The 24,488-nt window shown below is 68.8% G+C and carries 17 protein-coding genes and 1 pseudogene; 9 read left to right on the top strand and 9 right to left on the bottom strand.

Annotated features, from left to right (window positions below):
- Nucleotides 1-171 precede the first annotated feature (171 nt).
- From P1P70_RS06575 to P1P70_RS06565, 3 genes are all read right to left on the bottom strand, one after another.
- Complete coding sequence (locus P1P70_RS06575; protein ID WP_319235356.1) at nucleotides 172-801, bottom strand: hypothetical protein; 630 nt, start codon at nucleotides 799-801, stop codon at nucleotides 172-174.
- Nucleotides 802-1,820: 1,019 nt separating this feature from the next.
- A complete protein-coding gene (locus P1P70_RS06570; protein ID WP_319235354.1) occupies nucleotides 1,821-4,334 on the bottom strand; it encodes an ABC transporter permease in 2,514 nt (837 codons plus the stop codon).
- Nucleotides 4,335-4,443: 109 nt separating this feature from the next.
- Nucleotides 4,444-5,214 carry an ABC transporter ATP-binding protein gene (locus P1P70_RS06565; protein ID WP_319235352.1) on the bottom strand — a complete coding sequence of 257 codons (771 nt, stop codon included), beginning with the start codon at nucleotides 5,212-5,214 and terminating at the stop codon, nucleotides 4,444-4,446.
- Nucleotides 5,215-5,776: 562 nt separating this feature from the next.
- Between P1P70_RS06565 and P1P70_RS06560 the strand changes: the two genes are divergently transcribed.
- A complete protein-coding gene (locus tag P1P70_RS06560) occupies nucleotides 5,777-7,300 on the top strand; it encodes an alpha/beta hydrolase (RefSeq protein ID WP_319235350.1) in 1,524 nt (507 codons plus the stop codon).
- Nucleotides 7,301-8,233: 933 nt separating this feature from the next.
- Here P1P70_RS06560 and P1P70_RS06555 read toward each other — a convergent pair.
- The 5 genes from P1P70_RS06555 to P1P70_RS06535 form a co-directional block, all read right to left on the bottom strand.
- Nucleotides 8,234-9,964: a CocE/NonD family hydrolase gene (locus tag P1P70_RS06555; protein WP_319235349.1), complete on the bottom strand. Its 1,731-nt coding sequence runs from the start codon at nucleotides 9,962-9,964 to the stop codon at nucleotides 8,234-8,236.
- 58 nt (nucleotides 9,965-10,022) lie between these two features.
- Nucleotides 10,023-11,141, bottom strand: a complete 1,119-nt coding sequence (locus tag P1P70_RS06550) for a serine hydrolase domain-containing protein (RefSeq protein ID WP_319235348.1) — start codon at nucleotides 11,139-11,141, stop codon at nucleotides 10,023-10,025.
- Between the two features lie 140 nt (nucleotides 11,142-11,281).
- Entirely contained in the window at nucleotides 11,282-12,355 is a 1,074-nt protein-coding gene (locus P1P70_RS06545; protein WP_319235346.1) for an alpha/beta hydrolase, read from the bottom strand.
- Nucleotide 12,356: 1 nt separating this feature from the next.
- On the bottom strand, nucleotides 12,357-13,184 hold the full coding sequence (locus P1P70_RS06540; protein WP_319235344.1) for an alpha/beta hydrolase: 828 nt from the start codon (nucleotides 13,182-13,184) through the stop codon (nucleotides 12,357-12,359).
- 16 nt (nucleotides 13,185-13,200) lie between these two features.
- A complete protein-coding gene (locus tag P1P70_RS06535) occupies nucleotides 13,201-14,484 on the bottom strand; it encodes an MFS transporter (RefSeq protein WP_319235342.1) in 1,284 nt (427 codons plus the stop codon).
- Nucleotides 14,485-14,717: 233 nt separating this feature from the next.
- Between P1P70_RS06535 and P1P70_RS06530 the strand changes: the two genes are divergently transcribed.
- The 8 genes from P1P70_RS06530 to P1P70_RS06495 all read left to right on the top strand — a co-directional run bounded on the left by P1P70_RS06530 (nucleotide 14,718) and on the right by P1P70_RS06495 (nucleotide 23,345).
- On the top strand, nucleotides 14,718-15,689 hold the full coding sequence (locus tag P1P70_RS06530; RefSeq protein WP_319117601.1) for a LacI family DNA-binding transcriptional regulator: 972 nt from the start codon (nucleotides 14,718-14,720) through the stop codon (nucleotides 15,687-15,689).
- A 497-nt stretch (nucleotides 15,690-16,186) separates the two neighbouring features.
- Nucleotides 16,187-17,056: a hypothetical protein gene (locus tag P1P70_RS06525; protein ID WP_319235340.1), complete on the top strand. Its 870-nt coding sequence runs from the start codon at nucleotides 16,187-16,189 to the stop codon at nucleotides 17,054-17,056.
- Nucleotides 17,053-18,126: an alpha/beta fold hydrolase gene (locus tag P1P70_RS06520; protein WP_319117567.1), complete on the top strand. Its 1,074-nt coding sequence runs from the start codon at nucleotides 17,053-17,055 to the stop codon at nucleotides 18,124-18,126. Before P1P70_RS06525 ends, P1P70_RS06520 begins: the two co-directional genes overlap by 4 nt.
- Nucleotides 18,123-18,662, top strand: coding sequence for a hypothetical protein (locus tag P1P70_RS06515; protein ID WP_086800804.1), 540 nt, complete (start codon nucleotides 18,123-18,125; stop codon nucleotides 18,660-18,662). The genes P1P70_RS06520 and P1P70_RS06515 overlap by 4 nt, the downstream gene beginning before the upstream one ends.
- 102 nt (nucleotides 18,663-18,764) lie before the next feature.
- Nucleotides 18,765-19,046 carry a hypothetical protein gene (locus tag P1P70_RS06510; RefSeq protein WP_319235338.1) on the top strand — a complete coding sequence of 94 codons (282 nt, stop codon included), beginning with the start codon at nucleotides 18,765-18,767 and terminating at the stop codon, nucleotides 19,044-19,046.
- Nucleotides 19,047-19,308: 262 nt separating this feature from the next.
- Nucleotides 19,309-21,249, top strand: coding sequence for an ABC transporter ATP-binding protein (locus P1P70_RS06505; RefSeq protein ID WP_319235337.1), 1,941 nt, complete (start codon nucleotides 19,309-19,311; stop codon nucleotides 21,247-21,249).
- A gap of 30 nt (nucleotides 21,250-21,279) precedes the next feature.
- Nucleotides 21,280-22,371: a sulfotransferase gene (locus tag P1P70_RS06500; protein ID WP_319235336.1), complete on the top strand. Its 1,092-nt coding sequence runs from the start codon at nucleotides 21,280-21,282 to the stop codon at nucleotides 22,369-22,371.
- 68 nt (nucleotides 22,372-22,439) lie between these two features.
- Nucleotides 22,440-23,345: a TIGR03621 family F420-dependent LLM class oxidoreductase gene (locus P1P70_RS06495; protein ID WP_319235334.1), complete on the top strand. Its 906-nt coding sequence runs from the start codon at nucleotides 22,440-22,442 to the stop codon at nucleotides 23,343-23,345.
- A 468-nt stretch (nucleotides 23,346-23,813) separates the two neighbouring features.
- Here P1P70_RS06495 and P1P70_RS06490 read toward each other — a convergent pair.
- Nucleotides 23,814-24,488, bottom strand: a pseudogene (locus P1P70_RS06490) (glycoside hydrolase family 2 protein); the annotation flags it as partial.

Below are 24,488 nucleotides of genomic sequence, written 5' to 3'. Positions count from 1 at the left end.
GGAACCCTTCGACATCGGTGCAGCGGTGACGGCCTCCACGGATGCCTTCGAATGCATGACCCGCGCCCTGGCCGGCCCTGATGATCGGCCAGGGCGCACGGCTCCTTGAGCGGGAAGCGCTGGGCGAGGCCGGTGGGCGGGAACCCGCCGGGCCTGCTGCTGCGGAACCACCTAAGTCTGCGCACAGTGCGAGAGGAGCAGGCCGCGCATTCGTCTGCCCACCCCGTTGTCCTCGGCGGCTGTCGGCGTGGACGGACCGTGCGCCCGAACCGCGAGGAAATCCTGTTCTGTTGCTGTACACACTGTTCGGCACGGTGTAGCCGCCTCCAGCACCCGATCCCGCGTGGTCGTCGGATGGTCCTGACCCGCCGTGTCGTTGAGGACGAATCCTGCGGTGGCGCGGGACACTCCCGCCGCACAGGCGACGTTCGCGGCGATCCCCCGTCGTGTCGCCCCTGGCTCCGGCACGTTCCGACTCATCCTGAGCTCGTCGGCCAGGGGGCACCCCGCTCGGCTCGGGCGTCGACCATCGCGGCCGGCTGCCCAGGGGCGGCTGCCTCGTGTCGAGCGGGGCGGCCACGCGTGCCCGGCCAGTTCGCGGTCCATCTTCTGCAGCACGGGCCGGATGCCGAAGCCGTTGGGGTACATCAGCGCGGGCACATTCATTCCGCGACCGGCGGCATCAGGCTCGGGCCGGTGGCCGCTGTCCGCACCGGGCTGCCCTTCCGCGCCTTCTTCCGGATGCTCCAAGGCCGCCAGCAGATTGCCGTGATCAGCCCGCAACCGGTCCAGGATCTCCACCTGAGCGGGACCGAACCAGTCTTGGTGGAGACGCTCGGCCAGCGCCGCGGTGCCGCCGCAGCACCCGATCAACCTCTCCGGAGCCAGTCAGCCGCTCCCACCCGTAGTGGCCGAACCGCTCCTCCAACCGCTCCACCGCCTGCTCCACCGACAGCGTGCGCAGCCGGGAGGCGGCCAGCTCGATCGCCAGCGGCAACCCGTCCAGATCGGCGCACAACCGGTCCACTGCCGGCCGGTTCACCTCCGTCAACTGGAAACCCGGCCGCACCGCAGCCGTCCGCTGCACCAGCAGCTCGACCGCCTCCGCCCGGCGGCGCTACCGCAAGGACGTGCTCACCCGTCAGCCCCAGCGTCTCCCGGCTCGTGGCCAGGATCCGCACCTCCAAAGCGACAGACAGCAAACACTGCGCCAGCTGGGCACACGCCTCCACCAGGTGCTCGCAGTTGTCCAACACCACCAGCATCCGCCGCCCCACGACGTGGGCCGCCAGCAACTCCAGCACCGGCCGCGTACCCTGATCCGCCACCCCCAGCCCCGCCGCAGCCACCTCCAAAGCCAACCGCGGCCGGCTCCCGCGCCTGCGCCAGGTCCACCAGCCACACCCCACCCGGGAACGCCCGAACCGACGCCGCAGCCACCTCCAAAGCCAACCGCGTCTTGCCCACCCCACCCGCGCCCACCAAGGTCACCAGCCGCGCCACGCCTAGAAGACGGCGCACTTCAGCCATCTCCTGCTGCCGCCCCACGAAACTGGTGAAGACAGCAGGCAAGCCACCCGACGCACGAATTTCGCTGGTCACGTCCGGTCCATTCCGTACTCGTTCGGCGCCAAGCCCCGTGTGCCTGGCTCTTCGCAGGCGGTATCGGCGTCCTCGGTGTTTCAGCGGTGTCGGCTCGCGCTGGACAGGCAGCAGTCGACGTCAGTACCGCGCACGCGTGGTCGGCCAGCCAGCTCGTGCTCCGTGACCGTGCGGCCGCAGGCACGGTGTGTCTGCGGCCGCACAGCGCCCTGCTCCGGCTACTCGGTCTTGATGGCGGTGAGCGGGTTCAGCCGGGCCGCGCTGCGGGCGGGCCACAGGGCGGCCAGTAGACCGACCAGCGCCGCCAGCAGCAGGAAGAGGATGAACCGGCCCCACGGCAGCACCAGTGCGTAGCCGGGGATGTCCGCCTTTGTGATCTCGCAGATGGCCCAGCCCAGGAAGGAACCGAGCCCGACGCCGATCACCGCGCCGAAGAGGGATATGACGACGGCCTCCAGCTGGATCATCCGAGTCACGCCCGGTCGGTCGAGCCCGACGGCTCGCAGCATGCCGACCTCCCGCTGTCGTTCGAAGACTGACATCGCGAGGGTGTTCACCACTCCCAGGATCGCGATGACCAGGGAGATCGCGAGCAGTGCATACAGGACGTTGAGCACGGTGTTGAAGGCTCCGCCGAGCTCGGTGCGGATGTCCTGTCGGTCGTCGATTTTGATGCCCGGGCGGCCGGGGAGGGCGTCGGCGAGTGCCTTCCCGTTCGTGCTGCCATCCGTTGTGACGTAGATCTTCGAGAGGGACGTCGCGGTGCCGTTCGCTTCGATGACGTCGGCGGAGACGACGACCGGCATGACGACCTCGTTGTACTCGAAGACGGCCCCGACGGTGAGCCTGCGGCCCTTGCCGGAGTCCCCGTACACCGCCGGCAGGCTGTCCCCGACCTTCCAGCCGTGCGACCGCGCGAGCTTCTCGTCTACGGCGACCTGCCCCTTCGCGAGCGAGTCCTGCGAGCCGGAGACCACCGGGAGGCGAAGGGTCTTGTCGAAGTCCGCCGGGATGACGGCGGTGATGTCCTGCTGGCTGCCGTCGAGTTGCATCCACCCCAGCTGTTCCTGTGACACCGCCCTCACACCGGGGACCTTGCGCAAGGCTGCGACCGCAGAGGCGTCCAGGCGCGCTCCACCGGCCGTGACCATGTAGTCGGCCTTGACGATGTCCGTGGTCATCTTGTCCATGGACTGGCCGAGGGTGACACCGAGGACGGTCAGAGCGCTGACCAGGGTGAGTCCGATGGCCAGCGCGGAGGCGGTGGCGCCGGTACGGCGCGGGCTGCGTACCGCGTTCCGGCCCGCGAGCGTGCCGGAGACTCCGAAGCCCCGCCGCAGCAGCGGCTGTACTACCGCGATCACCGGCCGGGACAGCAAGGGGATCAGCACGAGCAGACCCGTCACCGCGAGGAAGGCCCCGAACCCGACGATCCCCCCACCCCTGGAGCTGCCGGCCCCTGCACCCGCGACGACGACCGCCGCTCCGAGCAGCGTGAGGATGCCGCCGAGTACGTTGCGCAGGACCAGGGACTTCGTGGTGGCGGGCAGGTGTGCGCTGCCGATGGCCGCGACCGGCGGGATCTTCGCGGCGCGACGGGCCGGCAGCCAGGCCGCCACCATGGTGACCAGGACACCGACAACAGCCGCGACCAGCACGGTCGTCGACGTGACGATCAACGGGCCGTCCGGGGTACCGCCGTCGAATTCGACCGTGGCACTCGCTACGGCGGCAAGGGCGGCGCCGAGCCCTAGCCCGGCGGCCGCGCCGACAGTGCCGACCATCATCGCCTCGATCAGCACGGACCGGGTGACCTGCCTGCGGGAGGCGCCGACCGCGCGCAGCAGAGCGAGTTCCCTGGTGCGCTGGGCGGCCAGCATGGTGAAGGTGTTGCCGATCAGGAAGACACTGACGAAGAGCGCGACGCCGGCGAAGGGGAACAGGATCCCGTTGAGCGTCATCGCGTCTCCCGCCACCAACTGGGCCTCTTCGGCGGCGAGTTGCCGACCGGTCTTGGCCTGCGCGGAGTGAGGGAGCACCTTGCTGATGGCGGCGACGAGTTCGGTGTTCGAGATGCCGGGGGCGGCTGTGACGGTGACCTTCTCGAAGAAGCCCGGCTGGAGGAAGAGGCGCTGCGCGGACGGCGTGTCGAACAGCACCAGGCTGCCGCCTGCGGCTACTTCCTCGTTCTCGGTGGTGAAGATGCCGGAGAGTCGGTACGTCTTCGCCGGACCCGTGAGGGCGACGGGCACGGTGTCGCCGACGTGGTAGCCGCCCTTGTCGGCGGTGTCCTTGTCGAGCGCGATCCGCCCGGGCCTGGTGGGTCCACTGCCGTCGGTGAACACGTAGAGCGGGTCCTTGCCGTCCTTGCCCGGCGCGAAGTTGGCGGCCGAGTTGAACAGGCCGTTGGCGATGAGTCCGCCGTCCCTGTCGGCGACGTAGGCGCTCCCATCGACGCGTCCGGCGGCGTCGGCGACGCTGTCGAGTCGTGCGACCGCGTCGAGCGTTTTCCGGCTGATGCCGGGGGATTCGCCGGAGTATTCGGTGTTCTCGTCGACCTGGACGTCCACTTGGGCGTAGCTCTTGGCCGTCTGGCTGTCGGAGGCGTTTTGGTAGGTGTCCGTGAAGATCAGAGTGCCGGAGACGAACGCGACGCCGAGCATGACGGCGAGCACGGTCATCAGCAGTCTGGCCTTGTGCGCGAGGACGTTGCGCAGGGCTGTGCGGAACATGGCGGTGTGGTCCTGGTGGGTGAGGGCGGCGGCGGGGGGCCGGCCGTCGGTCTATGACGGCAACGGTCGTGGGGCGGTGGCGACTTGGGGGTGTGGCGGCTGGTTCCGCTCAGCTCGTACGGAACTTGGTGTCGAAGGTCTTCATGCGGTCGAGGACCCCGTCCGCGGTGGGGTCGTACATCTCGTCGACGATCTTTCCGTCGGCGAGGAAGATGACCCGGTCCGCATAGGAGGCGGCGACCGGATCGTGGGTGACCATGACGACGGTTTGGCCCAACTCCCGTACGGAGTTACGCAGGAAGCCGAGTACCTCGGCACCCGCGCGCGAGTCCAGGTTCCCGGTCGGCTCGTCCCCGAAGACGATCTCGGGCTTGGAGGCGAGGGCCCGTGCGACGGCGACCCGCTGCTGCTGACCGCCGGAGAGCTGGGCGGGGCGGTGGCTGAGCCTGTCGGACAGTCCGACCATCTGGATGACGGTGTCCAGCCACTCCTCGTCGGGCGTCCGGCCCGCGATGTCCATCGGCAGCGTGATGTTCTCCAGCGCGGTGAGGGTCGGCAGCAGGTTGAACGCCTGGAAGATGAAGCCGATCTTGTCCCTGCGGAGTTTGGTGAGCTGCCTGTCCGTCAGGGCCCCCAACTCGATGTCACCGACGCGGACCGAGCCGGAGGAGAAGGAGTCCAGCCCGGCCACGCAGTGCATCAGCGTGGACTTGCCGGACCCGGAGGGTCCCATGATCGCGGTGAACTGAGACTGCTCGAAGCCGACGCTGACCTCATTGAGCGCCACCACCTTGGTGTGGCCCTCTCCGTAGAGCTTGGAGAGCTTGGTGGCGCGGGCGGCCACGGCAGGCGTGCGGGAAACGGGCGGCAGGGTGGTCACGAGGTCTTGCTCCGATCGAAGGCATGGGCTGCGCCGGGCGCGGGTCCAGATCCGTGCCCGGCCGGGAACTCCTTCATCGTCGGATTCGCAGCGGCCCCCGCGGATCAGCCGAATTACCGACTCCCTGGGGCTGATGCCCGGCCCGGCTCTGTCAACCTGAGGTAGGCCGTCGCGTCAACTTTGAGGCTGACAGCCTGGACGAAGCGCCTGGGAAGGCGAGGCTGCCGCGGACTCTGCGACCCCTCGTGACAGCGCGCCGCATCACATACCGACAAGACCTGCCCATCGCCGTCTCGGCCGGCGCATGACCAGGCAGAACGATGGTCCGACCTGCATGATCAGCACCGTCACCGCACAAGGTGAGACGTGCTGTGGTCTCGGGAGCGGCAGACTCGTCGTGGGTCCGAGCGGCCGAGGTCGAGACTCCATGGCCGGCAAGCAGCGGTGACGGCCCGAGCGTGCTCCAGCCGTCTTTCGGCCGAGGGTCCACCGACGATCGCCTTCGTTTTTCTGGCCATTCGGCCGAGGCGGGGCGCTCGGGTGGGGAAGCAGAGTCCTTGTCATGCCTACCGCACGCATGGCCGCCCTCGTCGCGGCCGGACTGACCGTCAGCCTGTGCATTCCCACCGCCCAGGCGACAGCCGCCGGAGCCAGCCGCTCCCCCGCGCCCGCCCTCGACCGTTACTACGACCAGCGCCCCGTCTGGCACCGCTGCGGCACCGCCGGGGAGTACCCCGCCGACCTGCGGTGCGCGACCCTCGAAGTGCCTCTCGACTACACGCGGCCCGCCGGGCCCACGCTGCGCATGGAGATCTCCCGGCTGCGCACGAGCGTGCCCGGCAAGCGACGCGGCGTGCTGCTGTCCAACCCGGGAGGCCCGGGGGCCGGAGGACTGGGGAACCCCTCGGCGTACAAGGAGGTCATGCCCAAGAGCGTCCGGGACCGGTACGACCTCGTGGGCTTCGATCCGCGCGGTACGGGCGCCAGCAGCCCCCTGAACTGCGGCCTCACCACGAACGAGCTGGACTGGCCACGCGCGTACCGGCCGGCGTCCTTCCGCCAGACCACGGCTGTCGCCCGAGACTTCGCCGCGAAGTGCGTTGCCCGGGACCGCGCCCGGCTGCCTCATCTGACCACCCGTAACACCGCACGGGACATGGACGTCATCCGTGCCGTCCTGGGTGAGAAGCGGATCTCGTACATGGGCGTGTCCTACGGCACCTATCTCGGCGCCGTCTACACCCAGATGTTCCCGGCCCGCAGCGACCGAGTCGTCCTGGACAGCTCGGTAGACCCGAACCGCTTCGGCCGGGGCGTCTACCAGGCCATGGCCGAGGGCGTCGAGCCCGCGTTCCAGGACTGGATACGTCTGGTCGCAGGTCGGGACCGCACGTACCACCTCGGTGACACTCCCGCGGAGGTACGCGCCACGCTCTTCCGGCTGCTCGCCCGCGCCGACCGCACGCCGCTCAAGTACAACGGCAGCGACCCCGATTTCGAGGACCGGGCCGTCACCGGTGCCGACATCCGCGCTTCGCTGCGGCCGATGTTCTTCTACGACCCCTACCAGGCCGCGCGCGACGTCGTCAGCCTCCGCAAGGCCCCGGCCACCCGCCCGGATCCTCGGCCCTCAGACGAACCCGCGGACCCCTTCGACGCCAACTTCCAGGCACTGCACTGGGCGGTCGTCTGCGCCGACAACTCCGCCTCATGGCCGAGCGATCCGGCCCGCTACCGGCACGACGCCATCCGCGACGGCGCTCGCCTCCCCCTCTACGGCGACTTCACCTCCAACATCACACCGTGCGCCTTCTGGCCACGCGGCGCCGAACCGGCCACGCGGGTCAACAACACGGTGGGCGCCCTCATCCTGCAGAATCAATGGGACTCCCAGACACCCGCGGCAAGCGGCCGGGCCATGCACCGCGCCCTGCGCGGCTCACGCCTCGTCCAGGTCCAGGGCGGACGGGATCACGGCGTATACGGCATCCCCGCCACCCCCGCCTGCGCCACCAACACGGTCAACACCTACCTGGTCACAGGCCGCCTGCCCAGCAGCGACATCACCTGCCGTACCCGGCCGTGAACAACGGGCACCGCGGCCCGCGCCGTTCCCAGGCAGGAGGGGGAACCGCGGATCGCCCTGGACGACGTAGTGAGCCTGGTCGCCGTACGCGCGAACGGTGACCATGCTCAGGCGGCGACGCGCACCGATCGCCGCGACACCGAGGGCCTGTCCCCGAGCAGCGGTCCACGACGATGTGCACCGTGCGGCCGAAGCGGCCGACGAGCCGGTCCAGAAGCGGCACTTCACGTGGCTATGGCCTCGGTGATCACCATGAGATGCATTCGGCCCTCGGTGTCATCGCGGACATCGCGTGCACACCGAGGGGCCGGTTGCCCGAGCGGTGCACCGCCGGGCTCACTTCATTGGTGTCCCAGGTGCGGCCCTGATGCTATGCGCACGAGCGCAAAGCAGACGTCGACGAGCCCCCGGCGCTCGGACACGCCCACTCCGTGCTCGGGGCCGGGACGCTGCCCCCGGCCGTCACCCGCAGGCGTTCCAATCGGCGGTTCAGTTCCAGATCCTCGGCAAGTTCCCGTTCCAGGGCGCGCACCAGTACAGCGACGTCACCGAAGACGCAGTCGCCGAAGACGTACTCGTGGCGCCGGGCTCCGTAGAGCACGCCCCCCCGGGGACCGCCGGGCACCGGAACCTGGATCGGGACGCGAACGCGGCACGGATCTGCCAACTGGTCTATGACGAAGTGGTCCGAATCAGCCGCCACAGGGAGGCCATGGCCGCGTCCACGCCTGTGATGCGCCCAGAGTCCTGGAGTAGAGGGCAATCAATGGATCTTGACTGCGAGTTGGCGTCGGCTCGGTCTGTCGAGAGCGAGGCCCGTCTCGGCGAGGAATCGGGTGGGCAGGCTTCGCTTGATGTGCATTGCTCGGCATGCGGCTGATGGTCTGCCTGGGAATTCCCGCGAACTCGGCGTGCAGGTGTGCTGCTTGGCGTCTACGACCCCATCGAATCGGCGAGGCCGGGCCGGGCATGTCTATTCGGGGGAGTCGGCAGGAGCACGCGGGAGACCGCGGCGGTGTCGTGGTGGATGGTGTGTGTGCACGGCCGCAACTCGTGCCCGGTGCCGGGCACCGCACCTGTGCCCTCGTTGCGTGCGTACTGCGGGTGGGAACCGCCGGCTGTCAGCAGGCGTATCCGGTGTCCGCGCTTGACTTCGTGTGCACAGGCGTCGAGGCGCACGCGCACGTGCTGCACCTGGTCGGTGGGCGAGGTGGGATCGAGGCGCAGGAGTCCTTCGGCGAAGTTGCGCGACACGCCTTTCGGGTCGACGTCGCAGAGTCGTACGAAGACATCGGCGTGCGGGTTGCTCCTGGTGTGCGCCAGTTCGACGACGGGTGTTCCGAAGATCTCCAGCGGAGCGGTCAGCGGGGGCGTGGTGAAGGTGAGCACATCGGGGCGGTTCTGTAGGTCGGCGTTGTCCTTGACGCCGCTGTCGAGGGTGAGCAGTGGGCCGGCGAGGGTCGGTGTGGGGTTGGCCGGGTCGTAGACGTACGTGGACGGCGCGCCGCCACTCGGCTCATCGGCCAGGAGCTTCCCACCCGGCTGCAGGTAGCGCACGGTCTCGTCGGCCGCCGGTGGCCATTGCGCGAGGCGTCGCCATGCCTCCTGGCCCGTGACGTACACCTCTACTGGCAGGTTGGGCCGTGGGGGTGCTGCCGTCTCGCCGTCGGCGAGGTGCGTCCGCAGCCATTCGAGATTGCTGCGGAGCAGGCGGCCCATGCCCTTCCGGCCCAGGTCCTGGTGGGTCCACGGGCCGACGGTGAGCGAGACGTCGACTCCTCGCGTACGCAGCGCCCGGTACTGGTGCAGGGTCTGGTCGAGGAAGAGGTCCTGCCAGCCGGCGGTGAGCCGCACCGGTACGTTCGCCCGCTGAAGGGCGTCGTCGAGTTTGAGTCGGTCCCACAGTGGATCGTCAGGGTCGGGCGCCGTCAGCCATTCCCGGAACCACGGCGTGCGGTGCTCTGTTGCCGTGTCGGCCGCCTCGGCCAAGGGGAGGGCGGCGAAGACCGGGGCCAGGCGCCGGTTCATCGTCAGCATGCGGGCCACACCACGTAGCCCGGGGAATCGTTCCTGGTTGGCCATCATCGCCGCCCAGGACAGGAAGTCGCCGAGCCGGAACGCTCCGGCCCCGTACACCGTGTTGTGCATGTTGTGCGGGGCGACGGCGATCAGGCAGGTGCGCAGCTCAGGGGGCGGGTCCATCAGCAGCGCCCACTGGGTCCATCCCACATAGGAGCCCCCGGCGGTCGCGAGCCGCCCGTCGAACCACGGCTGGGTGCGCAGCCAGGCAACCGCGTCCTGGGCGTCGTCGGCCTCGTTCGCCATCGGGTAGAAGGTCCCCGTGGAGCCGAACGTGCCGCGGCAGCTCTGCACCACGACGTGATATCCGTGGCCCGCGTAAACCCTGGCCTCCAGGTCGTGCGGGAAGCCGCGCCCGTACGGCGTGCGCAGCAGGACGGTGCCCTTCGGCAGGTCGGTGACGGGGGCGTAGTGGTCCGTGACCAGGACGGCGCCGTCGCGCGCGGGTGTTGGGATGTTCCGTTCGACCTGGTAGGGGTGTCGTGTGCCCGGCAGCCGCATCAATCGGGTCAGGATCCGGTCCGTCGTGCGAGCGGACAGGCCCGGAGGGGCCGGCGCGGTCTGATGTGGACGTGTGGTGGTCATTGCCTGCTTTCCGGTTCTTTCGGTGGACGGGGTCGGGACTTGACGGGCGGGAGTCGGTTCACAGGCAGGCGCGCAGCGCGCGGCAGAGGGCGTTGGCTCGGTCGTCGGGAAGGCCACCGGGCTGTGCGGTCTGGTAGGCGAAGGCGATCTCCGATTCCGGGTGGGCGAACCCGAGGCCGCCGCCGAAGCCGTCGTGGCCGAAGCTGCCCGGGCCGGCCATCGGCCGGTGAGCCGAGCTGATCATGAAGCCGGTGCCCCAGCGGTTGCCCTCGTCGGGCCCCACGAACGGCCGGCCCTCGGAGCGCAGCACGCGGGCATCACTGACGGTGTACGGGTCCAGCAGCCTGACTCCGTCGACCTCGCCCACCGTGGCCGCGTACAGCCGCGCCAGGCTGCGCGCGGTGGTCACGAGGTTGCCCGCCGCGATCTCGGCCGACAGCCACACCTCCCCGTTGGCCGTCTGGATGAGGTTGGCTATGTCGAAGACGCCACCCAGGCTCATTGAGCGTTCGACCATCGGTGAGACGAGAGCGGCGGCCATCAACGCGGCGGCGTCGGGGTCGGTGCTGGGCAGTGGGTCTGCCAGGGGGTGGAAATCGGCAGACGCGGGGGCGGCGCCGTACGTCATCGTCAGGTTCAGGGGAGCCGCCACGTGCTCGCGCAGCCACTGACCGGGGCGCAGTCCCGTGGTCCGGCGCAGTACCTCGCCGACCAGCCAGCCAAACGTGAGCGCGTGGTAGGCGTAGGCGGTTCCTGGGGGCCAGGCCGGTGCCTGCCGGGCCAGGGCGTCCGCCACCGACTCCGAGGCGCGCAGGTTCTCCACCGTCACATCCGCCTCGGGCGCCACCAGGCCTGCCTGGTGCGCGAGGAGGTGGCGTACCGTCGTCGTCTCCTTGCCGTTCTCGGCGAACTCCGGCCAGTACTTCGCCACCGGGGCGTCGAGTTCGATCAGTCCGCGCTCGGCGGCCATCAGCAGGCAGACGGTGGTGACTCCCTTGCTGACCGAGAAGACGACAGTGCGGGTGTCGGGTGTCCAGGTGCCGCGGGCTGTCCGCCCGGCCCAGATGTCCACCACCGGGACTCCCTGGGCGTACACCACGCAGGAGGCGGCTGTATCGCCGCGCCAGCGGAAATTGTCGGCGAAGGTGTCCGCGATCGGTTCGAATCCGCTGGCCACGCGACCTTTCACCTGTACTGCTGCCATTTCACTCACTTCCTCGTGTGGCGTTGCCCCGCGTCGCATCCGGCATCTGCTCGTGCATGGCCTCCGCCCGCCGGCCCGTCGTACTGCGCTGCGCAATTCGCCTCTCGCGCTGACTACTTGTGGTTGAGGGCTCTCATCGACTGAGGCAGAAAGCGGCGCAGATCGTCGTAGACGTAGAACCGTGACCCATGAGTGCCGTTGCCGTAGAGCCAGGTGGTGACGGGCACCTGAGCCCGGTCGAGTGCGGCGACGAAGTTCTCGGCGCTCTGGTGCATGAGGATCTCCAGGGGGGCTCCCGTGACGGCGCTCACGGCGTCGTCGTAGCGGCCAGCCAGCCCGTTGCCGCTGGCCACGAACAAGGACACTCCGCGCAACTCGGCAGCCAGATCGACCGGGTTGTGCGCTTTCCAGTTGTCGGCCTGCAGGATTCGGTCCCCGAAGATGCACGGGTCCCAACCCACGGAGATCACGACGGGAGCGATCGGGTACAGCGCGTCGAGGTCCACAGCGCCGGAGAAGGAGCCAGCGGCGACGAAAACCCCCGGGTTGCGGGCGGGGTATGACATCGCGCCGAAGCCGCCCATCGAACTGCCGGTGATCGCGCGTCGGCCTGTGGTGCGGAAGGTCTTGTCCAACCACGGGAGCAGCTCGCGGATGTGGAAGGTCTCCCAAGCCGGGGGCGGGAACGGCACCGGTCCGTTGAAGAGATCGCGGCCGGTGACGGGGGTGCCGTACCAGTCGGCGTAGAAGCCGGCCGGGCCACCGTCGGGCTCGACAAAAATCACATCATTGTCGCCCAGGACCTGCTCCACCTCTCCGACGGGGAAGGTACTGGGCGAGGCGTTGGTGCCGTGCAGGTGCAGCATGACCGGGTAACGCTTGCCGGCCGAGCGGTCGTAGTCGGCGGGCAGAATGACACGCACCCGCACAAGCCCGTCCGACATGGCGCCGCCGACCGCCTTCGAGCGGAACGCGTACATCTGCGTGCGGGCGTCGATGCGCTCGACCGAGACCAGGGTTAGTCCCACCTCGGGCTCTGTGGTCCGGGCCACGCAGAACGGGCTGTCAGCCGCCGAGGCCGGGCTCGGGGCTGTTACACCGACGAACAGGATGAGTGCTGCAGCGAGCATCAGCAGAACCCGCTGGGCTGCGGGCCGTGTCCGGGACATGTCTGCGCCCTCGGCCATGTCAGGCCCTCCCCCTTGTGGTGTTGTCCCGGATCTGGGTGACGATCTCGGGCCACAGCGGGCGGGGAAGCTCGTGGCCCATCCCGTGGTGGATCGTCAGTGTCGAATCCGGGATCAGCTCGTGCATGGCCCGGGACGCGCGGGGATCGATCAAGCGGTCGCCGTCGCCATGCATGATCGTGGTGGGGATCGTTATGCGGTGCAGGTGAGGCGTACGGTCGGGAGAGTTGTCGAGCGCCACCACCTGGCGGACGACGCCGTCGGGATCGTAGTTCCGCTGGTACATCTGGCCGCCGAGTTCGCGCAGCCAGGCGATGTCCTGGGCGTATCCGGGTGAGGCGCACACCGCTTCGTTGTCCAGGTACAGCGCGATCGCCTCGTCCTGGTCGCGGGCCCGGGGGCGTTGGGTACGTTCGTCGACCAGGTCGCGGCCGGCGATGAAGGCCGTGCTGGGCGCCGTGTAGATCAGGGCGAGGCTCAGCACGCGCGTGGGGTGGTCGAGGGCGAGCTGCTGGGCGACCATGCCGCCCATCGACTGTCCGACGATGTGCGCGGCGGAGATGTCGAGCGCGGTGAGGAGGCCCGCGGTGTCGTCCGCCATGTCGGCCAGGGTGTAACCGCCCTGCGGGAACTTCTGCGACAGGCCGACGTCCCGGTTGTCGAAGCGCAGGACGTGGAAGCCCTCGTCGGCAAGTTGTCGGCACAGGTCGGCGCGCCAGCCGAGCATGTGGGCCCCGAGGCCCTGGATCAGCAGCAGCGGAGGGCGGTCGGGATCGCCGAAGGTGTCGTAGTTGAGCGACACCCCGGTGGGTGTGGTGACCAGGGTCATGGACGGCTCCGTGCGGTTATCGGATCGAGCGGATGCACATGGCCAGCGCACCGGCGACCAGGGCGCACGCGCCGCTGACCAGGAACAGCGAGCCGTAGCCGCCGAGTCCGATGAGCGAGCCGGCTATGGCGGGGGCCGCGAGTTGGGGCAGGCCGGTGGCGACGTTGAGGATGGCGAAGTCGCGTCCTTCGTTCTCCTTGTCCGGCAGGACCAGCGACATGACGGCGAGGTCGACCGCGAAGTACGTGCCCAGGGCGGCGCCCGAAACCGCGGAGTACACGAGCATTGCGCCCCAGCTGTGGCTGACGATCGGTATGACCTGGGACAGTCCCAGCCCGATGGCGCTGATCGCGATAAACAGCTTGCGCCGGTCAAGCTTGTCGGCGAGCCAGCCACAGAGCGTGGCGACGGCGATCCAGGTGCCGAACGACACCGTCGAGAGGGTGCTCACCGCGACGGCGACGTTGCCGCCGGGGACGTTCTCAGCCCCGACGTAGTCCTGCACGGCGAAGAACAGGTAGCCGGAGACCGTGAAATAGGCCAGGAACAGGCCGAACCGGCTGGCGAAGGCCAGGGCGAAGTCGCGGTGGCCGAACGCGCGGAAGAACGCCCGGACAGCCGCGGCCGCGTTGCCACGTTCCCTCGGTCTTTCCGTGGCCAGGTCGAGCGAGGACGGTTCGCGCGCACCGGCCACGAGGGCGAGCGTCGTGACGAGCAGCACCAGCGCGAGGCTTGTGTAGGCCCAGACCTGGCTGACTCGGCTGGCCAGGTTGACGCCGAGGAGGATGCCCACGGGCGTGCCCAGACCGATGACCGCAGAGGCGATGCCGCGGCGGGCCACGGGCACGCGGTCGGGCAGGATCGCTGCGATCGCCCCTCCGTAGAAGTTCATGGTGAACCACAGGACTGTGAGCAGGATCGCGAGGACGACCAGTGAGTTGCTGAGGCCCATGGCGATCGTCAGAGGCGCGGAGGCGCAGGCCATCACCATCAGCCAGGGGGCGCGTCGTCCGAACCGGGACCGTGTGCGGTCCGACAGCGCTCCTCCGGTGGGAAGGGCGATCATCGAGGCCACTGCGGCCAGCGTGGTCAGCAGCGCCAGGACACCGACCTTGGAGTCGGGGGCGAGTCGCGCCACCTGTGCGGGGAGGAGAATCACCCCGATGGCGTTGAACAAGGCATACGCCGCGGTGGTCGCTGGGAACACGAATGCGAGCAGGCGGGGAAGGCGGACCGGATCGGCGGGGAATGCAACGCGACCGGGCGTCGGGTCGGTGCTGACGGGGATCGTGTCGTCCATGACAGATCTCTCTTCATGTGATTCCACCCCGTCGGCGCGCATGGGGACGGTGTTCGACCAGGGTGGGCGGCTCAGGGAAAGCGGATGTGGGGCGTCCCCCTACAGGCCATTACGGCTACCGAAGCGGCGGTCTAATACGTATTAGACCGCCGATTGCCGTACCATAGCCTGCGTCGGAAGGTGTAGCAAGGGTTGGTTGGGGAGGGGCGTTGCCGAGGGTCACCAGCAAGGACGTGGCGCGAGAAGCCGGGGTCTCACAGACCACCGTGAGCTTCGTACTCAACGGCAGGGAGGAGCACGGCCTCTCCGCGGAGACCCGCCGCCGCGTGCTGGAGACGGCGGAGCGTCTCGGCTACGTACCCTCGGGAGCCGGCCGTGCGCTGCGCAAGGGCCGGAGCAACGTCGTGCTCTGCGTCGTGCCGGATCTCCCCGTCGCCGAGGCCATGGAGCAGTTCAAACTGGCCCTCGGCCGCTCCCTGGGCGAGGCCGGCTACACCTGCGTATACCTGCACCACGCCGGCACGACCACGCCGCTGGCCGAACTGTGGCAGCACGTCCAACCGGCGGTGGTCATCGCATTCGGTGACCTGCCGCCCGCCGATACGCAGTCACTGCGTCGAGCCGAAATCCCGTTGCTCGACGGCGTGATCATGCCAGCTGGTGCCGGTCTGACCGGACTTCGTCAGGAAGATGTCGGACGCCTGCAGATCGAGCACCTCGCGGCACGCGGGCACCGGCACATCGGATACGCCGCACTGGACGACCCCCGAGAGCGCCCCTTCTGCCTGCCCCGCCTGCAGGGGGCCACCCGGGCATGCAACGACCTGGGGCTGCCATCGCCGCACGTTGTCAACATGCGCTATTCGCGTGCCAGCGCCCAGGATGCCGTCGCGGAGTGGACGCAGGACGCCACCCCCGTCACAGCGGTCGCCGCCTTCAACGATCTGATCGCCCTCGCCGTCCTGGCGAGCTGCCGCACGCAGCACATCGCGATCCCGGACGACCTGGCGCTCATCGGCGTCGACGACCTCCCGGTGAGCTCGCTCGCCGTACCGGCCCTGACCACCATCGGGATGGACCTCACCACGGCAGCCAGCAATCTCACCACACGCATCCTCTCGATGGCTGGCGCTGCGGCCCCGGCAGCGCCGGGTGGGCCCGGCGCGAACGACATCCTCGCCGTTATCCAACGCGAAACGACGTAGCCGGCCGATGGCCTGGGGAGTGCTCGTGGTCCAGGCAGCCCCACCCGTACGGGGACGCGCAGAACTCTGACGGCACGGTCGGTGGCTGGCTCACCGTGGCAGGAACCGCGGCGCGTGCAGAGCGGCGCCCAGGTCGGCGAGGGCCGGACAGAACGACCTCTGAGCCCTGCGAGGGCCCGAGACCACATAGTTACTTGAGAGTTGGGATGTTTAACCCTGGTCCCGTCCTGGCGTGATCTATACGCTGCCCGCAGATCAACGCCCTCTAAGGCGACCGAAGCCCTGGTGCGGCAGCAGATGCGTGTTTCAGGTGGCTCTTCCCCTTTCATCCGACGGTGTCCGACGACCTCGGATGAGGCGCGGTTAACCGGATCTCGATAGCCCTCCGTATCGGCATTCCAAAAAATCCGCCGGCGTCCCCCTCCTCGCGTATTGTGCCCGCCTGTGTCAGTGAAGGGAGAACGGTGCTCCGAAGATTGAGGTTGATGGCCGGAGCCGTGGCGCCGGCGTTCGTTCACGCCGCCACGGAAATCGAAGAGAAGGGCGGAGCGGGAAACATCGACCGAGCCTTCTCCCGGATGGAGAAGATCAGCGCGGTCGGGGCCATGATCGGAGCCCTTGAGCAGATTGCGCGCTCCGGCGAACTCGACGACGACGGCATGTTCTCGTGGCCGATCCACCGCACCCGACATCAGTCCAGCCAGCGATTTCCTCGCAAGCAGATCGGGAAACTTCTCGAATACCCCAACGTTGTCGTAATTCCCCACATACGTTTCCTGGCCGCCGCCCGGCTGCTGTTCGGCAGCCCGGGCCCGAAGGAACGCGCGCTCCTGCTGACGGCTATCGTCGCCACCGGTTCCGGAATGGACCTTCGGCACCACTACGGCGGTGACGGCTCGGACCAGATGTCGCAGATCACCTTTGTCGCTAGCCTGTTGGAGAAGGCGTTCCCCCACGACACCCGGGCGCGAGAGGCATGTCTACGCTTCGTGGCGTTCCAGGCCTGTGTGTCCTATGTGAGCGCCGGCACCGTCAAACTCGTCTCCCCGGTGTGGCGGGACGGTTCCGCGGTCACCGGGATCTTCCGCACGGACGCGTACGGGGACGCCGCACTGTACGGACTGCTCAAACGGTATCCGGATCTCGCCGTCGTGCTGGCCTGGACGGTCATCCTCGGTGAACTCTCTTTCCCCCTCGTGCTGTTCGCTCCCCGGTGGGTGGCCGAGGGTGTGCTGGCCACAGGCGCGGTGTTCCATCTGGCCAATGGGAAGTTCATGGGCCTGAACCGCTTCATCTGGGCGTTCAGCGGCACGTACCCGGCGGTCGCGTACGTGTCGCGGGCGCTGCGCGGGCGGGACGACTCATGAGCGCCCGACACACCCCGCGCGGTGCCGTCATCGGCCCCCGGAGCGGGGACGGCGCCGGCCGGGCCGATCGCCTGGTGCTCGGTGCTCTGGCGGCCACTGCGGCCGGGATAGCCGTTCGGGAACTGATCGGACCCGACTCGCGTAACTTCCCGCCCGGGCGGCTGGTCCAGGTCGACGGCAGGCCGACGCATGTGATGGAGAGCAAGGGCTCACAGGCGCCGACGGTCGTGTTCGAGAGCGGCCTGGGGAACCCGGCGACGATGTGGTACTGGCTCTTCGACCATCTGCCGAGCGAGTGTCGCCTCGTGGCCTACGACCGGCCCGGCATCGGCTGGAGCCAGCCGGCCAAGGGGGCGCGGGACAGCGCCCGTCACCCGGACCAACTGCTCTCGCTGCTGAAGGCAGCGGGCGCACCGCCCCCCTATCTTCTCGTCGGGCACTCGCTCGGCGGCCTGCTGGTCCGTCTCTTCGCGGAACGACACCCCGAGCTGACGGCGGGCTTGGTACTAGTGGATGCCACCCACCCCGCCGAACTGTCGGGTTCCGCCTTCCATCACGGCCTCGGGTCGACATTCCGGCGACTGGACCGGTGGATCGCGCGTGCCGCCCTGGGTCTGACGGCAGACGCAGGCGTCACCGCGGAGTTGCTCTCCATGCCGCCCGCTCTGGTCGCTCCGACGGTGAAGGCCATGACCCGGCTCGGCTCCCTGCGTGCAGCCCGGCGCGAACTCGCACTGAGCCGGGAGTGGGCCGCAGCCTGCGACCGGGCGGACCTGCCCGCATCCTGGCCGGTGGCGATCGTCAGCGCGGCCACGGGTTTGGAGTACACGCCAGGGTTCGCCGAGTACCAGCGTGATCTCGCGCTGCTGTCCGACGTCACCCGCTCGTACTCCGTCGCGAAGGCCACCCATAATTCCCTGCTCGTCGACCGCGACCACGCCGAGACGGTCGCCGAAGCGATCGTGTGGGCCCTTGACAGGGTTCCCCGGGACCCAGGCCCGGATCCAGGCCCGGACCGAGGCGGTTCACCCGCTTCGACCGTTTCACGCGACGGGAGTGCTTCGGCATGAGGACACCACCCCCTGTCGTCCCCCGAACCGCCCTCTATGCGCTGCTGGCGTTCTGGGCCGGTTGCAGCATGCTCCGTCAGATCGACCCGAGCTCCAAGTTCATTTACCGCCTGGACAGAATGGGCGCCCTGGTGCCCAATTTCCGCTTCTTCGGGCCCGTTCCCTCTGTCCACGACTCCCATCTGCTGATCCGTTTCCACCTCGGTGACGGAGACACCGGGCCTTGGCGGGAGCTGATCTGCCGTGAGAAACGCAGGCTCGTCCATATGGTGTGGGCCCCGCACCGGCGGATGAACAAAGGGCTGTTCGACGCGCAGGTGGAGTTGCTGACCGTCATCGGAATGACCCAGGACATGCAACGGCTCTCCACGACCATTCCCTACCGGACGCTGCTCAACCTCGCGCTGCACGGGGTCGAAACCCCTGCCGGAGCACGGGCGGCCCAATTCGCGATAGCGCGTTCGGCCAGCCATGACGCCTCCGTCACCCCCGAGATCATGTTCGCCTCAGACATTCACGAACTGGCGAACTCGTAATCCTGTCCCGGAAATGACAGCACCAAAGATGGATTTCCGGGAACGGAATCCAAATCTGTACTCGGATTCTTGATCCCCCGAGCGACGAATGGAGAAAATCCCATGCACCAACTGGTGGAATCACCCGTAGCCCAGTTCGCCGACACCGAGATCGGAGACCGGGTGGGGCTGCTCGCGGCCCCGGGCGAGCCGACGTTGTGCGCCGTGCTCGCGACCGTCACCTTCGGTGCTGCCGGGGCGGCGCTGGAGGCGACGCTGGACGGCGTATTCGTGGTGGCCGCTGGCGCCGCCACCGCGACCGCTGTGGCCGCAGCCACCGAGGGCACCGCGTGCGGGGGGGTAGACAAGCCCTTGCCCTCTGATCCCTCGCATCCCCTGGAATAAGACGGGAGCGACGTCGTCGAGGTGGGGAGCGTCGCGGGATCCCTGTGATCCAGTGCGCTTCCCACCCTGCGGCGGCAGCGGCCCAGGCCGGCGCACCGTGTGCTGGCCCGGGCGGCTCCTTCCACTGACCCATTGACCCGCCCACCGGACGCTCGACGGTTGGACAGGATTGGATACTCATCCCACACCCACACCCGTACGCGTGCCCGCCCGCCGTGGCCGTCACCGGAGAACCACCTTCGGGTCCCGTGGGCGTCACCGCATGCGGCGTGTCCCCACACGGGGGCAGGAGGACGAGAAGGTTGCGAAGCCCGGTCTGGCCCGGCTGCCTGCGGTCCTCGGCTGGACCCTGTATCTCCTGGTCAAGGCCGCGCCCGTACTCGGCGTGGTGATCCTGGCGCTTCAGGTGATCTCCTCCGGCGCGGCCGGGTACATGCTGGTCGAGCTGGGTGATGTGCTGGTCGCCGCGTCGGCCGCCGCGTCGGCGGGGCAGCCGTTGTCGTCCATCACGCCGACAGTGATCCCGCTCGCCGCCGTCTTCATCACGGTCTCTCTCGCGGGACTGCTGAACGGCTCGCTCATGGTCATACTCTCGGAGAAGGTGACCTGGTACGTCTCCGAGCGGGTTCTCGATGTGGCCGTCAACGCCGAGGCGATCCACTTCGACACCCCCGCGTTCCATGACCGACTCACCCGGGCCCAGGCCGCGGGCGGGCGGCCAGCGCTGATCACCCAGAACCTGCTCGCTTTCGTCGGCGCGATCAGCACCCTGGTCAGTCTCAGCGGGGTGCTGACGATCCTGTCGCCCTGGCTGCTGCCGTTGCTGCTGCTGATGGCCGTACCGCCACTGCTGGCCAGGAGTCTGTTCTCCCGGGACGTCCACCGGATGACCCGGGACTTCAGCGAGCCGGACCGGCGCAGCGTCTATCTGCGCAACCTGCTGATCAGCCGTGGCTCGGCCACCGAGGTCCGCACCTATGGTCTGACCTTTTTCCTGAGGGGCAAGAACGAGGACCTGCACCGGGTGAGGCAGAACCGTCTCCACCGGCTTGTCCGCACAGCCGCGTCCCGGTTCATGATCAACGGTGTGCTGTCCACCGCGATGCTCGTGGCGTGCGTCGTCCTGCTCGCCGAACTCGTGCTGTCCGGGCGGGTCCCTCTGGCCACAGCCACGGTCGGAGCGGCGACGATGCTCCAGTTCAGCGGCGCCCTCGGGATGCTGGTGCTCAGCACCAACCAGTTGTACGAAAGCGCGCTGTACATCGACGACTTCCGCGACTTCCACCAGCTGCTGCCCACCCTGCGTTCCGCCCGGGCACGGACCGAAGGCATCCCGGCTCCGCACGACTTCGAGACGGTCCACGTCGACAACGTGTCGTTCACCTACCCCGGGGCGTCCCGGCCGGCGCTGCGTGACGTCTCACTCGAACTGACCCGTGGTGAGGTGATCGCCCTCGTCGGGGGGAACGGGTCGGGCAAGACCACCCTGGCGAAGCTGCTGTGCAACCTCTACCAGCCGGAACGGGGCCGTATCACCTGGGACTGCACAGACATTGCCGAGGTCGATGCGGACCAGCTGCGGGAATCCGTGGCCGTCCTCTTCCAGGACTTCGGACGCTTCCTGTTCAGCGTCACCGAGAACATCGGGATCGGCCGGGTGAAGGACCTCGACGACCAGACGATGATCAACAACGCCGCCCGCCGGGCCGGTGCGGACACGTTCGTCCAGGATCTGTCCGAGGGATACGACACCCAGCTCGGCAGCGTCTTCACGGGCGGCACCGACCTTTCCGGCGGTCAGTGGCAGTCCCTCGCACTGGCCCGGGTGTTCTTCCGCGCCGCCCCGCTCGTCATCCTCGACGAACCCACCGCCGCCATGGACCCCGTCGCCGAGCAGACGCTCTACCGAGGTATCCGCGAACTCTATGTCGGACGCACCGTCCTGCTCATCTCCCACCGGCTCATCAGCACCCGGCACGCCGACCGGATCTACGTACTCGACAAGGGCCAACTCGCGGAAGCGGGCACACACGAGGAGCTCATGGGCATGGACGGCGTCTACGCCCGGCTCTACCGCATTCAGGACGAGACCCAGAGCACCGGACTCACCGGGCCCGCCGCACCCACGGGAACCACGACTGCCCCCGCACCCACGGCATCGTCCACATCGGCCGCACCCGCCAGACTCACCCCTTCCCGTTGAATCACCCGACACCCGAAGGCAGGCCCCACCATGCGCTCCACGGCACCCGTCTTCATCGTCAGCACCGGCCGCTGCGGATCCACCCTGCTGTCCGAGATCCTCGGCGACCACCCCGACGTCCTCAGCGTCAGCGAACTCCTCGCCCTGCTCGCCGCAGACCCGAGGTTCAGCGGCGAGGAGAACGGAACCGAGTTCTGGCGGCGGCTGATGGCGCCCGCCCCCACCATAGACGCCGTCGTCCGCGACGGCATCGAGGTCCCGGAGCTGATCTACCCGTACGGCAGCGGACGCTTCGACTCCTCCGACGGTGTTCCCGGGCTCTGCCACATGACCTTGCCCATGCTCAGCCGGACGCCCGACCTGCTGTACGACGAACTCGCCGACGAACTGCCGCACTGGCCCAGGCGCCCCGTGCCCGAGCAGTACCTGAGTCTCTTCGCCTGGCTCGCCGCCCGGTTCCGGCGCCCGCTCGTCGTGGAACGCACGGGCGGATCACTGGAGTTCGTACCGGATCTGCGGGCCGCGTTCCCCGGGGCGCGTTTCGTCTACCTCGGCCGGGACGGGGCCGACACCGCGCTGTCCATGAGTCGGCACGCCCTGTGCCGGCTCCGGGTCCTCGCCGACGACGCCCTCCGCATCCTCGGCGTCTCCTCGCCCGACCAGGTGGGTCCCCAGGATCCGGACCTGCTGCGGCAAGCGCTCGAACCCCTGACACCGCCGTTCGGCGACGGGCGGCTGATGTCCCGTGACATCCCCCTGACAACCTTCGGGCAGCTGTGGTCACAGGTCACCCGGGCCGGGCTCGCCGCGCTGTCGGAACTCCCCGCCGCCGACTGGACGGCCGTGCGCTACGAGAACCTGCTCCACCACCCGGAACGCGAACTCACCGCCCTCGCGAAATTCCTCGGCATCCCCGCGCCGGCGGCGTGGATCTCCGCGGCTGCCGCCCGCGCCGACCCCTCACGGGTCGGTGCCTCCCATTCGCTGAGCGCGGAGGAGCACGCGTCGCTCCGCACCGCGTGCACTCCCGGAACGGCAGCCGACGAAGCCGCACATGCACGCGCCAGCAGCGCGGGCACCGGCCCCGGCATGGCGCCCGCTCTGGCCCGGACCACGGGCTGACCCTCCTGACACACCAAGAGCACGGGCAAACACCGTACGCGTGAAGGAACGAAAGGAGGAACGAACGGATGCCACCGTCCTTCGAGTTCGCCGTGGTGGCGGAACTCACGCATTCCGCCGATCAGTGGTTCACCCTGGTCCGCCGCTGCGAACGCCTCGGATACGACGCGCTCTTCGTCACCGACCACACCTACCAGCGGCTATCCGCAGTGCCCGCGCTGGCCGCCGCGGCTCCGGTCAGCACCGGGCTGCGCCTGGGCACGTACGTCCTCAACAACGACCTGCGCAACCCGGCGGTCATGGCCAGGGAGATCCTGACCGTCCACACCCTGTCCGGTAACCGTGCCGTCCTGGGCCTGGGCGCCGGATGGATGTCGGCCGACTACCGGGACACGGAACTACCCCTGGACTCCGGAGGAACACGGTACGAACGGCTGTCCGCCGCGGTGCGCACCGTCAAGCAAGTCTTCGCCGGCAGGACCGGGGCAGGGCACCCCGCGGCGTCCGCATCCGCCCCCGCGTGCCCTTCCCCTCCCGCATTTCTGCTGGGCGGTGCGCGGCGCCGGACCCTGACGCTGGCGGGGCGGGAGGCCGACATCGTCAGTATCCTCCCGCCCCTCGGCCCCAACGGGCCGAACGACTACGCGGACGGCCTGCCCGAGAAGGTGGACGCCCAGGTGGCGTGGGTACGCGCCGCGGCGGCCGGCCGCAGCAGTCCGCCCCTGCTGAACCATCTGCTCTGGGCCTGCGTCGTGACCAGCGATCCACCGGCCGCCCTCGAGGCCCTGGCGAAGCAACTCGGCTACCCGCCCGCGGACATGGCGCGCATGGTTCCGTTCCTCGTGGGTACGATCGATCAAATGGCCCTGAACCTGCTGGCCCGCCGTGACCGCTGGGGATTCTCCCTCGTGACGATCCCCGAGGTAGCGATGGAACAGTTCGCGCCGGTCATCGCCCTCCTACGCGACGAGTGACTCACCACGCCGTACTGCAACAACTACGACAGTTGACGTTCCACAGGCTGGGCAGTGGGCTCGGAGCTGTCGGCCGGTCCTTTCGGGGAAGGCTTCCACCGGAGTAGTTGGAGCGTACAAGCAACGGGTGGGACTGACATCCGCTGGGCGTGGTGGGCGGCAAGTTCCGCGGCGGGGCTTTGGTCCAGGTCGAGAATCGTGGTGACGAGCCGGTAGGCGCCCTCGGGGCCGGTGAGGGTGTACTCCAGGTCGCCGACAGTTGCGGGCGGCCACCACTGACGGCCGACGGCCGGACGCGAAGGCGAGACTCGTACGCGGATGACGGGTGTCGGCGGTTTCCTGCTCGCGAAGCTCCGGTTCGGCAGAACGACTTGATGGGGTTCCCCTGCCGACCGGAGCTTCGTCGCGTGTACGTCGTGTGCTCGCCAGCCTCTTCATACCACTGTGACCCGCACACCTACGAGAGGCTCAGGCGAGGGTCCAGTTGACGCTGTCGGTGTGGGTGGTGCCGTCGATGGTCGCGGTCACCGTCACGGTGTTCTGGCCCGGTCTGAGGGTGATGTTGGGCCACCGGAAGATGCGGTCGCCGCTGCTCAGCGTGGACAGGGTGACGCCGTTGAGGGTGGCGGTGACCCTGTCCGCGTTGGAGTAGACCTTCAGTTCGGTCGTGGCGTCGGTGCGCTGGGTCCAGCGGCGGCTGGTGATGTGGAGGGTGGGAGTGTCGGCCCAGTTGGCCTTGTACCAGTAATAGGCGTCCTTGCGGATCTGCCGGTCGCGGGTGACCAGGCCCTTGTCGTTGATGCCGGGCCGGTCCCCTTCGTTGCGGCCGTCGGAGGCGAAGTCGAACATGGCCCAGACGAACGTGCCCCAGATGTAGGGACGGTCGGCGAGCTGCTTCCAGGCGGCCTCGTGGAACAGCGACTGGTACTCCTCGGGGTGCCAGGATCCGCCCGGGGCCGGCTTGGGCGGGTTGAGGGCGTGCTGGGTGGTGCTGGCGCCGACGCCGTACTCCGACATGGCGATCCTGCGGGAGGGGGAGTTCGTGTGCAGGTTGTCGGCCCATGCTCCGAGGTCGTTGTCCTTGGAGCCGTAGTACCAGCCGTAGTACTTGTTGAAGCCCGTGGTCTGCGTGTGCAGGCCCGC

Origin of the sequence: Streptomyces sp. MB09-02B (assembly GCF_033794485.1) — a bacterium.
Lineage (GTDB): Bacteria > Actinomycetota > Actinomycetes > Streptomycetales > Streptomycetaceae > Streptomyces.
The sequence above is the reverse complement of the archived record's forward strand: the minus strand, read 5'-3'. Positions and strand labels throughout refer to the sequence as shown.